The organism is Desulfovibrio subterraneus, assembly GCF_013340285.1.
Taxonomy (GTDB): Bacteria; Desulfobacterota; Desulfovibrionia; order Desulfovibrionales; family Desulfovibrionaceae; genus Halodesulfovibrio; species Halodesulfovibrio subterraneus.
On record NZ_BLVO01000016.1, the window covers coordinates 896,407 to 909,226 of the forward strand.

The window sequence follows — 12,820 nt, forward strand, 5'->3', positions numbered from 1 at the left end:
CTGCTTCCTCTTGAAAACAAAACCTCCGGGCCGCGGTGCGACCCGGAGAGTATACACGAAAAACCGTGAGGAGAAACCTATTGCGGGATGCTGCCGCTCACGCCCTCGATGAGGTACATCATGCTGAGCAGGTCGCCGTCGGTGGCCTGAGAACCGGCAGGGATGGTGACCTTGCCGGACTGATCCACAACGGGACCGGCGAAGATGTGGTCTTCACCCTTCTGCAGCTTGGCCATTTCGGCATTCACCTTGGCCTGCACGTCGGCGGGCACTGCCTTGTTGAAGGGAGCAAGGCGCACGCCGTCCTTGTCAAAGCCGCCCCAGTAAGCCTGTGCCTTCCAGGTGCCGTCGATGACGGACTTGATGGTGGCTACGTAGTAGGGGCCCCAGTTCACCGTGGTGGAGGTCAGCACGCAGTCGGCACCGAACGAAGCTGCGTCCGTGCCGTAGCCGATGGCGGGAACGCCCTGAGAGCAGGCGGCAAGGGAGCTTTCGGGGGTGTCTGCCATCTGGCGGATAAGGTCATGACCGCGACCGGCAAGGGTTTCGGCAAGGGTGGTTTCCTTGATGGGATCTTCCCACGACTTCATCCAGACAACGGTGTTGACCTTCTTGGGGTCGAATTTCACACCGGCTTCCGTCAGGCCCTTCTTCAGGCCGATGGTGAAGGCGTTAATGCCACGGATGGGTTCGGGAATGGGGTGGGTAGCCACGGTGCCCACGTTCTTGAAGCCCATGAGACCGGCGGTGTAGCCTGCAAGGTATTCAGCCTGATAGAGGCGCACGAAATAGTTGCTGAGGTTGGCGGCCATCTTGTAGCCGGAGCAGTGTTCGAACTTGATGTTGGGGTATTCGGCAGCGACGCGCTCAATGGCGTCCATGTGCGGGAAGGAGTTGCCGAAGATGATGTCGTAACCCTGCTGAGCATAGTTGCGGATGACGCGCTCTGCATCCTGCGGACCCACGTTTTCGGTGATGGACAGTTCGATCTGGTCGCCGAGCTGTGCCTTCAGGTAATCAATGCCCTTGCTGTGGGCGGTGTTCCAGCCCCGGTCATCTACGGTGCCGAGCATGGCAAAGGCAACCTTTACCTTGGCGGCCTGCGCCATGGCGGGAAGCGCGGCGCATGCAAGCAGTGCCGCGGCCATAAGAACGGTGATAATACGCTTGATCATGGGTATGCTCCTCAGAATCACTGTAAGGTAAAAATGACCGGCAGGTTGATTGCTCACGCTTCCTTCCGGCGGCAAGGTTCTTTTTTCATCGAGGGGGGCGCTTGTCAAACATTCCCTGCCCTGCAAGGCATCTTTCACGCTTCGCAGGCGTTGCGGGAATTATTTATGCACATATCTTTACACCATCCTGTCGCGGTCGTAGATGATAGGGAGAACTTGCGCATGAGAAGGGAACTGCTTTCGCCAGCGGGAGTACCCGGTGGAATCTTGCCCCTGTTCCGGAACATGCGAGAAGTGTAAGGAGACTGATCATGAAAATGAAGAGTTTGGCTGCCATGAACGGCAGTGCGGCCCGAGCAGGCAGAACTGGTCGAGCTGGCAGTACAGCAAGGCTGCTTGCCTTGAGCGTGCTGGCGTTTGCCGTGCTGCTTGCCGGCTGCGTGGGCAGAACTGCCGGCTGGAACCCTGAGGCCCGTACCGTGGGCCTGTATTCACCTGTGGTTGTGGATGTTCCTGCGGAATACAGCCACGCCGGTACCCTGCGTGTCCGTGTGGTCGGGAAAGGGGACATCATGACCATGGTGCCTGTGGACACCATGGAATCGGAAGTCTTTACGGCACCGGACAAGGTGATGCTTGCCCAGCGTCTGATCAAGTTCGACAGATACTATCACTTCCGTTTTCTGGGTGGTGAAAAGGCCGAGGCATGGGGACGTACGTGGCGCACAGCCGACTATGTTCTCGATACCGCAGCTCCGGATGCCGAATTTGCCCAGTACATCGCTTACCTGAAGAGAACGGGTGTGACCCTGCCCCCCACGGTGCGGGTGCATATTCTTGACCGGCTGGCCGGTGATTTCATCCTGATGCGTGTCGTTACGCTTTCATACGGGGCGGCAGCAGGCGACATGACAAAGCTTGATCCCTTGCCGCCGTTCAGTAAGATGTATGATCAGGAGCAGCATTCCGATCCGGGCGATTTCCGTATCGCTCCGTGACCGACAAGAGTATTGTAAGTACACAGGCCGGACGCATGGCGGATAGAAACCGCTTTGCTTCCGGTCTTTTCATTTTGGTGAAGAGTATCGTGGCTGGCCGGAGCATGGTGGCAGAAACGAGAAAAGCCCTTGCGCGATGCGCAAGGGCTTTGTTCTCATGGTGCCTCGACACAGAGTTGAACTGCGGACACGGGGATTTTCAGTCCCCTGCTCTACCTACTGAGCTATCGAGGCAGGAAGGAAGCTCTATGTACAAGAAGCTCTTCTGCTTGGCAAGGAGTTTTTCCTTGTTTGATGAAGGCTTCCGGTTGTGCAAAGTGGTGCCTCGACACAGAGTTGAACTGCGGACACGGGGATTTTCAGTCCCCTGCTCTACCTACTGAGCTATCGAGGCACAACGAGAGAGACTGTTTAGAGAATGTCCGGCGGATTGGCAAGTCTTTTTTTACAAAGCCGCCAAACAGCCGTAACGGGCCGGAATCGTGTCATCTTGCAACGTGCCGGAGATATGGGAAAAAGGGCAGGCCGGTGGCCTTTGGTGCGTAATTTCCCTTATCCCTTCATAGCCTCAACCACGTCGGCGGGAAGCATGGTGCGCGCTGCGGTTTCTTCCACTGACATGCCGGAATCAAGGCAACGCCGTACAACAACCGGCATAGGCTCCGCAAGCTCCACGATGTAGTCGTCCGGATCTTTCACGCGAAAGCAGCGCTGGCCCCACGGTTGTTCGCGTATGCCGTGCACCACGGGAATATGCGCCTTGCTGAGTGCGTTCCATGCCGCATCAAGGTCGGTCGTTTCGAAATACAGCTCAAACAGCTCCAGCGCTTCGGGTGCTGGTGTTGACAGAGAACGGCTGCGTTCGTGGATCATGGCCGAAGCAGAGCCCTCATACCATATGGAGAACTTGCCCTTGTAGCTGACGTAGTTCTCAGCCACGCTGAACGCCACTTCCTGCTGCAGCAGTGTTTCGTAAAAATGGCGCGATGCGGGAATATTGCGCACGATGACGGCAGGGCCTTCGAATGTAAAGGACATGGGTGTTCCCTCCTTGCTTGGTGGTGTGAAGAGGCTGTTATCGCAAATCGGGCATGGTGTATTGAATAAATGCGACATGCTCATGCTCGCGTTGCAGCGCAGAAGGAGTGAGCCCGAAAAGGGACTGCATTTCGCGGACAAGGTGGGATTGATCGGCAAAACCGCATTCTGCCGCCACGCTGCTCCAGCGGACGGAGGCAGGGTTGTTCCTGAGAAGGTGCAGCACCTTGTGCAGACGCAGGATGCGGCAGAACTGTTTGGGAGAAAGACCCACATGGTGGGCGAAACTGCGCTCGAGCTGCCGTGTGCTTGTGCCCAGATGCGCTGCCGTGGCGGCGATATCGCGTGTGCCGCGGTCTGCTGCGAACAGGGAGACGGCGGCGTGCGCGAGCGGGTCGGCTTCTTTGATGGCGGTCAGCCGGTGAAGCAGGGCCTGTTCCAGGTGGGTTACAATGGGGCTCATGTTTGCCGGAGACAGCAGCAGGGCGTCTTCCAGTCGTGCGGCAAGGTCGGGCAGCACATCGTGCAGGGAGAGGCGCAGTTCGGTTGTTTCATGAACCGGAAGGCGCAGAAAGACTCCGGCTCCGGCAGGCCGGAAGCGGATGCCGAAAGACGTGCCCGGCGCTGTGTAGCCGATGATCATGCTCTGCCGCATGATGCCGGTGAGAAAGACGGCGGGGGATGACGCGGGGCGTGGGGCGCGGACGGGCGGCCTGTCGTGGCCGGTCTGATCGTGTTGGCCGACCTGGTAGGTCTGGCCGGTCTGGTCGGTGTGCCTGGACGGAACCTTCGGAATTGTGAGAGCGAAATAGTCTGTCGCGTCTCCCTGATGGCAAGGAACCTCGCTTGGCGGACCCGCCGGGTCGGCTTCCTGGTTAAATACAGGCGTGAGCACGCCGCCGGGGTCGAATACAACATCGACGCAGCCGTCCGGCACCACCCGCACCCTGGTGCTGTCGCTTATGTCTGCGTCCGTCCGCATGGACCAGTAGCACAGCACATAGGGCGCAAGCTGCGGGCAGGGGGCATACTGCCGGTAACGGCGGTCTGGTACTCTGCGGGTCAGGCTGCGTATGGCGATGTTTTCGTGCTGGTCGGGCATGGCGTCGGTTTCGTCCTGATAAGGGGCAGGCTGGGGGGCTGCACTGTCTGTATCTGGCCATTTCACCGCACTGCAGCGGTTTCAGCAAGCAGAAAGGCCGCCCTTGCAGGCGGCCTTTCGTATTTCCGGAGTGTCCGGCACAGGGCCGGTGTGCGGCTAGGCCGCGGGGATGTTGGCGATGATCTTTTCGCCGGCAGGGGAGTTGAGCACTTCCTTGAGCTTGGCAATAACCTGCGGGTCGTAGTGGCTCTGCTGGTCTTCCATGATTTCCAGCGCCGCAGCCACGGGCTTTGCAGGGCGGTATGAGCGGGGGCGCACAAGCGCGCAGAAGGCGTTGGTAAGGCCCAGAACCTTGGCGGCGGTCATGATATCGCCATCCTTCAGGCCCATGGGGTAGCCGCTGCCGTCAAGGCGTTCGTTCATCTGGTAGATGGCCTCCACTACGGGAAGGTCGAAGTCTATGTTCTTGAGCACATCGCGGGCGTGCTCCACATGACGTTCCATCTGTTCCTTTTCTTCATCCGTGAGCAGGCCGGGCTTGTTGAGAATGTCCTTGGGCACGAACATCTTGCCCACCTGCGAGAGGTTGGCGGCAGCCTCCACGGTGGCGATTTCCGTCTCGGTCATGCTCATGGCCTTTGCCACCTCTGCGGAAAGGGCGCACAGCATTCTGGTGTGGCCGCCCAGATACGGGTCGGTATGTTCGATGGTGTTTACCAGCGCTTCCACCGTCTGCTTGACGACCCGCTTGTTGCGGTCCTGCGCTTCCACGGCCTCGGTCACGTCGCGGAACACGGACACAATGCCGTCGCAGCGGTCGGCATCGCAGAAGGGTACCTTGGAAATCTGCATGTGGTACTTGCGTGACTGCAGGAAGAGCGTTTCGTTGATGGTGACGGACTGGCCGGAGAAGTGGACCAGTTCGTCCGACTTCTTCAGTCTGCGCGCTGTTTCAAAGCCGAATATGGCGGCATCGTCCAGCCCGATCATCTCTTCAAGAGGACGCCCCACGGCTGCGGCAAAAGCGGGGTTCACATACATGTAGGAACCGTCCGGTGCCTTGAGGGCGATAAAGTCCGTAATGGTGTTGTTGACGGAATCAAGCAGCAGGCGTTGATCGTCGATGGTATCTGCAAGCTGCTTGAACTTTTCGGCGGTCTGCTTGTTTTCAACACCGATGAGGAACCACCACAGGCCGCCAATGAGCAGCGCCAGCGCCAGCGTGACCAGCACCGCAATGATGATGATACTGCGGCTGTATGCAACAAAGACAGAGCGCGCCTTGGTGTAGTCGGCCTCCTGCATGATCCACCAGTCAATGGTGGGCAGTTTGTAGGCACTGGAATACGCTTCGCCCGTGCCGTCCAGCGAGGGGCGCACGCCAAAGGGAATGGCGTTGCTCTCGCCCAGGGTCTGGGGCAGCAGGGTGAGCTTGCGCAGCCCTTCGGGGAGCCATGGTGCCACCTCTTCAAAGGTGTCTCCGGTCCTCTGGATGAGGCGGGTTCGCAGGGTGCTGTCTGCCAGCGGAGAAGAGGCGATGAATTCGCCTATCTTGCCGGACACGATGCGTGACAGCATGAGCACGGCCACGGGAGCGTCCTTGCCTTCGGTGAACTGCGGAGGGAAGATGGGCAGGAACATGTCCAGCGTCAGGCCGTTGGTACCCATCCGTGCCGGAGCAAAGTGGGGACTCTTGGATGCCAGTGTGGCCTTCACATATTCCGCTTGCAGAGGTGACAGGGGCGTTGTGGCCGCATCCGTGGCAATGTAGGTCTGCCCCGAGGTGTTGATGATGCGGCCGGAGACAAAGCCCGCGTAGCTGGCAAATTCCGAAAGCAGGCTGCGCATCATGGGCAGTTGCTGTGCCAGCATGGAACCCTCGTCACTCTTGTTGCCGGGGGTGAGCAGGGGGGTAAGATCGTTGCCCAGCCCGTTCACCTCCATGGTGAAGAGCCGGAACATGTCGGCATTGATGAGCCGCTCTCCCTGTTCCGCAAGGCTGGCGAGCCATGTTTCAACAACTTCGGCCCTGCTGTGCGAAAGCAGCTCCTGCTGTCGGGCAAGGGTGGAGACAAGCTCCTCTTCTTCGCTGTTGATGCTGAGCATCGCGAGCGTTGTCGATGCCACGATGGTCATTGCGAGCAGGCATGCGCCGAAGAGGATGATCCTGCCTCTCATGACGCTGCCGGTCGCCTGTGTCGATGTTCTGGATTCTGCCATAGTCAACTCCGGAATAGTGTTTTTACGGCTTTCGCCTTCAGGTTGCAGACAAAGTTCATCTGGTCGGGACGTGCGCCCAGCGGTTGTGTTCATTCACGGAATATTGCGGCTGATAGTGACTGTACCTGTCGTGGGAGAGCACCAGATCGGTCTGGTTATCCAGCACCCACGCGGTGCCCTCGGCATAGACCACAAGCACGGCGTGCCCTATGCCGCGGATGCGGTCCCTGAGGGCCACAATACGCAGTTTGTCAGCCTCGATACCCATTTCTCGCAACGCATAATACTTGGATATGGCGTAGTCCTCGCAGTCGCCCGATTTCTCGGCGAACTCGGCGGGGGTGGCCCAGTAATCCGTCTTGCCCCATATTTCCTGGTCGAGTCTGTATGGGTATTTGTTGAAGTAGGCGTTTACCTTCTTCAGTTTTTCCATCAGCGGGTCTTTGGCGGCGCTGTCGCGCAGCGCCTTCCATGCGGTTCTGGCATTGCCGTTGCCCGTGGCGGGCAGCACGGCACTGAGTTTGTCTTTTCCGGCCTTCATGGCCTGCATGACCCTGCTCCATTGCGGGACCAGCTTGAGCGGTCCCTTGAACTCCACCGTGTTGAACAGGCGCACACGGCCGTTTTGTCCGGTTTTGCCTGCAGGTGCGGGTGCAGGCTGCTGCGTGCCGGTTATCAGCTGGCGGAAGGCGGAAGGCCGCTGCTGCGCAGGCAGAGCCTTGGCACCTTCAAGCATCTTCGCCGCCATTGACGGTTCTTCCTGTGCGTGGGCGCGCCACAGTCCCCCTGCCGGAGCCAGAATCACGGCCGGAATGAGGGCCGCAACCAGACTCAGGCAGGCAAGGCTCCATCCTGACTTTCCGGTCCCTCCGGCCTGTCCCGTTCTGCCTGCCCCCAATTTCCGGTCAGCCTGTTCAGGCTTTGCGGGGCGGGCGTCCGGCTCAAGCGGGACGGCCGGTACGGGCGCTTGGCCCGATCCGGTCCGGTGTGCAGAATGCAGTGTATGCCGCACGTTTTTCTTCAAATCATCGTTCCCGCAGGGCGTTCTGTTTTGCCTTCAAAATCGGCTTCAGCATGTAATCCAGCACGGATTTCTTGCCTGTGAGAATGTCCACGGTCGCAGTCATGCCGGGGATAATGGGGAGCTTTTGTCCGCGGTAGATGATGGTGTTCGTCTTTGTCCGCAGCTTGACGAGATAAAAATTCTCTCCCTTCCGGTCCTCTATGGTGTCCGCGCTGATTTGTTCCACGATGGCTTCGAGCCCGCCGTATATGGAAAAATCGTAGGCCGTGATCTTGACCATGGCCCGTTGCCCCGGATGCAGAAAGGCGATGTCCGCAGGGCGGATGCGCGTTTCGATGAGCAGGGTGTCGTCAAGAGGCACAAGCTCGAGAATGGTATCGCCGGGGCGGATAACCCCGCCGATGGTGTTGTGATTTATGCGCTTGATGGTTCCCCGCATGGGCGCGCGGATATCCGTGCGTGTAACGCGGTCTTCGCCTGCGGTGAGTGATTCGCGCAGTGAGCGCAGTTCTGCCCTGCGTTTGTTGATTTCTTCCTGTGCCTGATTGCGAAATTCGGCCATGCGCTGTTCGAGCCGTGCCTTGGCCTCTTCTGCCGCACGCGAGGCTCTGGGAATGCCAAGAGACAGGGAGTCTATGTCACCCTGCAGTTTGAGCAGGCTTTCTTCCAGCTGCAGGTAGTCAACGCGGGGATAGACGTTTTTTTCCATCAGCGGGCGGGCTATGTTCCGCCGTTCCGCCGCAATCTTGTGGCTTTGCACAAGTTGCTTGCGTCGGCTGATCATTTCTTCCACTTCCTGCTGCTTCTGATACCGCTGGGCGTCAAACACGCGTATTTCGGCCAGCAGCTGTTCCTTGCGTGCATGGAAGATGTTCAGCTGGTCCTGCGTGATGGTGGGGGCCTTTTCCCGCAGTTCGGGGGAGTAGACCGGATCAGTGCCGGAGGCTTCCGCTTCCAGCCGGATGATGGCTGCCTCGTGCTCCAGAATCTTGCTGGAAGCATCACGGAAGATGCTGCGGGCCTGCTCGTTGTCTATGCGCACGAGCACCTGATCCTTTTCCACAATCTGCCCTTCGTGCACCAGCACTTCCTGCAGTATCCCACCTTCAAGGTTCTGCATTTCCTGCAGACGCTGGGAGGGAATTACCGACCCCATGCCGCGTGTCACCTCGTCCAGAACGGCAAAATGCGCCCAGATGCAGAAGACGGCAAAGGTCACGATAATGGCCACGGAAAGCAGATAGGCGTATGGATGGCCCCTGTGTCTGAGGGCGGCATCCACCTCGCTCATGAATTCGATATCTTCTCTGCGGTAGTTGTTGCTCATGGACGTTTCCTTTTACATGGTGCGGGGCTTGGCTGCTGCGCGCAGTTGTTCGTTCTTCAGCGCGTTCAGCACTGCGGCCTTGGGGCCGTCCGCGATGATGCGCCCGCTGTCCATGACCACAAGCCGGTCGACGAGGTCTATCATGCTCATGCGGTGGGTGATGAGCACCAGCGTCTTGTCCTTGATGATAGTGGCAAGGCGGTGCTTGAACTGGAATTCCGCACCGTTGTCCATGTTGGAGCTGGGTTCGTCCAGAATGAGGATTTCCGGATCGTTCAACAGGGCGCGGGCCAGCGCAACGGATTGCCGCTGCCCGCCTGAAAGCGCCATGCCCCGTTCGCCCACAGGCATGCCGAAGCCTGCCGGATGTGCCTGCACAAAGTCGGTGACACCGGCAATGGTGGCTGCGCGCAGAATGGCGTTGTCGTCGGCATTGGGGTTGCTGATGGCAATGTTCTCGCGCACGTTGCCGTAGAAAAGGTAGTTGTCCTGCGAGACGTAGCCCGCGCGGCTGCGCAGTTCGGCCACGTCCATCTGCCGGATGTCCACCCCGCCGAGTTTAACGGCACCCTCGGAGGGCTGGTACAGGCCGACAATTAGTTTGCCCAGCGTACTTTTGCCGGACCCCATTTTGCCGATGATGCCGATCTTTTCACCGGGACGGAACAGGAAATTGACGTTTTCCAGCGCGAGCCGTTCGTTGCCGGGATAGCGGAAACTCAGTTCCTCGGCGGCAAGGGACGGGGCAAGGCCCACGTAGCAGAGCGATGCGCTGTCGTCCGCCCGTTCGGTGGGCAGGGTCATGAGCAGGTCGAGCGATTTGAGCGCCATGCGTGACTGCTGCAGGCGCGAAAGCATGGCTGCCACCTGGCTGAGCGGGGCCATGGCACGGCCAGCGAGGATGTTGCAGGCGATGAGTCCGCCCATGGTCAGGTCGCCCGCGCCGATGCGGTGCACACCCCAGACGATGATGATCATGCTCACCAGCTGTGCGGCAAGCATGGACATGGTTATGGAGAAGTTGGCAAGGGTCTTGGTGTGGCTGTTGGAGCGGGCGCTCATGCCGACCACCCGTTCCCACATGCGCTGCATGCGGCCCTCTGCCTGACTGGTCTTTACGGTTTCTATGCCGTTGAGAATCTCGATGAGCAGGGCGTTTTTCTGCGCACCTTCCTTGTAGCCGGATTCAATGGCCCGCTGCAGCGGATACTGCAGCAGCCAGCCGATGATGACAACCAGCGGAACCGCAAGAGCAGGCACGAAGAGCATGGGCCCGCCTATGAAGCCCACCAGCGCGATGAATACGAACAGGAAGGGCAGGTCGATGATGGCAAGCAGCGTGGTGGAACTGAAAAATTCGCGCAGGGATTCAAATTCACGCAGGTTGTTGGCAAGCGTGCCGGTGGAGTCCGGCTTGTTGTCCAGCCGGATGCTCATGAGGTGCTGCATGAGGCGTGAGGCGAGAATTATGTCCGCATTCTTGCCGGCCACGTCGCAGAAGTAGCTGCGCAGATTGCGCAGGATAAAGTCGAACAGGTAGGCAATGGCAATACCTATGGCCAGCACCCAGAGGGTATCAAGCGCATTGTTGGGTACTACCCGGTCATACACGTTCATGAAAAAGAGCGGCGAGACAATGGCCAGCAGGTTGATCACAAGGCTGGCAACGCCCACATGCTTGTATATGGGCAGGTAATGCCAGATGGTGCCCCAGAACCAGCGCTTGGCCTTGAGCAGTTTTATCTCGCTGGCGCGTTTGTCCAGCCTGCCTTCAACCTTGCCGAAGATGGCATAGCCCGCATATTCCTCTTCCAGCTTGTAGCGGAGGATTTCAATGGGGGTGCCGCCGGTTTCCGGAAAGATGATTTCCGCCGTCTTGTCATTGAGCCCGGTAAGAACGCAGGCTCCCTTGGTCTTGAGCAGCAGAATGCACGGCAGGGTGAGGGTGGATATGTTCTCCAGCTTCTGCCTGTGCACGGCCCGCACGTTCATACCGGCCTGCATGGCAGCACGGAGGCAGGCTGACGTGTGCGAAGGGCCACCATGTTCCGGCAGACCGCCCTTGAGTTTCTCTATGGATATGGTGCGCCCGTGCAGGGAAAAAAGCACCACAAGGCAGCGCAGCAGGGGGGATTCATAATCCACATCTGCCGGTGCCGGAGCAATGGTTTTCCATGGTATGGCAGAGCTGCCTTGCAGTCCATCCGATGCGTCTGAAGCGTCTTTGGGTGAAGGGACGGATTCGTCTTCATGAGAGTCCGGTCCGGCTTCAGGCTGCTGAAGGGCTTCCGCCTGCACGTCTGTGTCGGGCGTTGTCATGTCGCGGGCATCATCTGGCTTTGTGGAATTGCCCGCTGTTGTTTCATCGTTGTCGGTCTGTTCGGTTCTGGAATTCATCTCGGACATTATTCAGGATCCCCCCCTGCGGAATGGGCGCAGTATTCCCGGTGTGCGGCAGAAAAGTCAAAGCCGCATTTACGTTATTCTCAGGCTACTTTGTGATATCCGGGCGATATCGGAATGCAGCTCCGGACGGGGCTTCTGCCTCGCCGTTCGGATATCCGTATCGCAACGCGCCGATGCTCCGCACTGTATCGCGCATATCTTCCGAGAATACAATGTTCGGGAGGTTGCGGTGCGGGGCTGTTGTCATAACTATCACTTTTTTATGTGATTATTGCAACAGCTACGGAAGAAAATGGACGTTGCCTCCGCCGGAGGTGCGTGTGTTTTGCAATTAGTTGCTCCTCTTCAGCGGAGAACTTCATTTTTTACAACGAAATTACAGATTTTTTTGTAAGGTTTTTTTGTTGCCCAACTGCTTGAATTCGTGGTCGATTATCGGGTAAGGATTGTGTCTCCGGGGGGGAACCGGAGTAAAAAAGCACAGCTGCGGTGTTGTGTTTGAAATTTCCTTTTGATAGTAATTGATACCAATACGCTGTAATTAGCTATGCTGGTTGGCCTTTTCGGATTTCGGGAATCTGGGAAAAGCCGACAGTACACGTAATCTTTATGACCATGAATCAAGGGGGGGGGCCATGGCGGATTCCGCACGTCCTATCGTTTTGACTGCGCCCGAAGCTGGCGTAAATGTTGAGCTGCATATAGATCCTGCTGCAGTGCTGCAAGTCGAATTTGATATTAATTCGGCAATGGTCACCCGTGCAGGGAATGACCTCGTGTTCTCGTTCGAGAACGGCGGCAAACTCATCCTGATTGACTTCATTGACATCATTGCAAACGGACAGGCGCCTGAGTTTGTTCTCAGCGACGGTACCGTTGTGGCCGGTGATGCCCTGTATGCCTCTCTGGGCGATATTCCTCTTGAAACTGCCGCAGGTGCCTCTGCGGGCGGTGGTGGTTCCACCTATATTTACGAACCGGGCGAATTGCTCGGGGGCTTTGATTCGCTTCTTGAGCAAGGCAGCGGTGGAACCGTTGGCGGTACCGGTCTGCAGGGTGGCGGCGGGTTGGGTGCCCTCGGTGGTGGCTTTGGCGGCGCTGGTGCAGGTGGTTTTGGCGGAGGGGCAGGCCCCGTTGCCGTGAATCATGCTCCCGAAGTGAACGGTTCTCTTTCGTTTAATATGGATGAGGATGGCACGATCATCCTTACTTCTTCCCAGCTCTTGGCCAACGCATCAGATATTGACGGTGATCCGCTGCGGGTTATCAACCTTGTTGCTGATAACGGCACCATCACTGCCAATAGAGACGGTACGTGGACGTTTAAGCCGGATGCCGATTTTAACGGTACGGTCAATGTTCGATTTGATGTGACGGATGGTGATCTGAGCACTGCGTCGGGAGCTACCGTGAATGTGGCACCTGTGAATGATGCGCCCGTCATCACCGGAACTGACACCGGAGCCGTGACCGAAGACGTGACCGTAGCTGCCTCCGGTACGCTGACGGCCGTGGATGCGGACGCCGGTG

At 58.3% G+C, this 12,820-nt stretch carries 9 protein-coding genes and 2 tRNA genes; 2 read left to right on the forward strand and 9 right to left on the reverse strand.

What is annotated here, in order from left to right; translation table 11 throughout:
• Positions 1-77: 77 nt before the first annotated feature.
• On the reverse strand, positions 78-1,175 hold the full coding sequence (locus HUV30_RS18215) for a BMP family ABC transporter substrate-binding protein (protein WP_174406916.1): 1,098 nt from the start codon (positions 1,173-1,175) through the stop codon (positions 78-80).
• A 311-nt stretch (positions 1,176-1,486) separates the two neighbouring features.
• On the opposite strand from HUV30_RS18215, the gene HUV30_RS18220 reads away from it, so the two are divergent.
• Positions 1,487-2,173, forward strand: a complete 687-nt coding sequence (locus HUV30_RS18220) for a hypothetical protein (protein WP_174406917.1) — start codon at positions 1,487-1,489, stop codon at positions 2,171-2,173.
• A gap of 158 nt (positions 2,174-2,331) precedes the next feature.
• On the opposite strand, the gene HUV30_RS18225 is transcribed toward HUV30_RS18220, so the two are convergent.
• The 8 genes from HUV30_RS18225 to HUV30_RS18260 all read right to left on the reverse strand — a co-directional run bounded on the left by HUV30_RS18225 (position 2,332) and on the right by HUV30_RS18260 (position 11,290).
• A tRNA-Phe gene (locus HUV30_RS18225) sits at positions 2,332-2,407 on the reverse strand.
• 84 nt (positions 2,408-2,491) lie between these two features.
• A tRNA-Phe gene (locus tag HUV30_RS18230) sits at positions 2,492-2,567 on the reverse strand.
• A 158-nt stretch (positions 2,568-2,725) separates the two neighbouring features.
• The gene (locus tag HUV30_RS18235; protein WP_174406918.1) at positions 2,726-3,211 is read right to left on the reverse strand and encodes a VOC family protein; all 486 of its coding nucleotides are present in this window, start codon (positions 3,209-3,211) and stop codon (positions 2,726-2,728) included.
• A gap of 37 nt (positions 3,212-3,248) precedes the next feature.
• Positions 3,249-4,379 carry a helix-turn-helix domain-containing protein gene (locus HUV30_RS18240; RefSeq protein WP_174406919.1) on the reverse strand — a complete coding sequence of 377 codons (1,131 nt, stop codon included), beginning with the start codon at positions 4,377-4,379 and terminating at the stop codon, positions 3,249-3,251.
• Between the two features lie 90 nt (positions 4,380-4,469).
• Positions 4,470-6,533, reverse strand: a complete 2,064-nt coding sequence (locus HUV30_RS18245; RefSeq protein WP_174406920.1) for an HD domain-containing phosphohydrolase — start codon at positions 6,531-6,533, stop codon at positions 4,470-4,472.
• A 55-nt stretch (positions 6,534-6,588) separates the two neighbouring features.
• Positions 6,589-7,557 (reverse strand): transglutaminase-like cysteine peptidase, encoded by a 969-nt coding sequence (locus HUV30_RS18250; protein WP_174406921.1) that lies wholly within the window; start codon positions 7,555-7,557, stop codon positions 6,589-6,591.
• 1 nt (position 7,558) lies between these two features.
• The gene (locus tag HUV30_RS18255; protein WP_174406922.1) at positions 7,559-8,884 is read right to left on the reverse strand and encodes an HlyD family type I secretion periplasmic adaptor subunit; all 1,326 of its coding nucleotides are present in this window, start codon (positions 8,882-8,884) and stop codon (positions 7,559-7,561) included.
• 12 nt (positions 8,885-8,896) lie between these two features.
• On the reverse strand, positions 8,897-11,290 hold the full coding sequence (locus tag HUV30_RS18260) for a type I secretion system permease/ATPase (RefSeq protein WP_174406923.1): 2,394 nt from the start codon (positions 11,288-11,290) through the stop codon (positions 8,897-8,899).
• Between the two features lie 635 nt (positions 11,291-11,925).
• On the opposite strand from HUV30_RS18260, the gene HUV30_RS18265 reads away from it, so the two are divergent.
• A partial coding sequence (locus HUV30_RS18265; RefSeq protein ID WP_174406924.1) for a cadherin-like domain-containing protein occupies positions 11,926-12,820 on the forward strand: 895 nt, incomplete at its 3' end.

Bases quoted from the DNA above. Each gene is read 5' to 3' on its own strand.
- HUV30_RS18215 (WP_174406916.1), bottom strand. From the start codon at position 1,175: ATGATCAAGCGTATTATCACCGTTCTTATGGCCGCGGCACTGCTTGCA.
- HUV30_RS18220 (WP_174406917.1), top strand. From the start codon at position 1,487: ATGAAAATGAAGAGTTTGGCTGCCATGAACGGCAGTGCGGCCCGAGCA.
- HUV30_RS18235 (WP_174406918.1), bottom strand. From the start codon at position 3,211: ATGTCCTTTACATTCGAAGGCCCTGCCGTCATCGTGCGCAATATTCCC.
- HUV30_RS18245 (WP_174406920.1), bottom strand. From the start codon at position 6,533: ATGGCAGAATCCAGAACATCGACACAGGCGACCGGCAGCGTCATGAGA.
- HUV30_RS18255 (WP_174406922.1), bottom strand. From the start codon at position 8,884: ATGAGCAACAACTACCGCAGAGAAGATATCGAATTCATGAGCGAGGTG.
- HUV30_RS18260 (WP_174406923.1), bottom strand. From the start codon at position 11,290: ATGTCCGAGATGAATTCCAGAACCGAACAGACCGACAACGATGAAACA.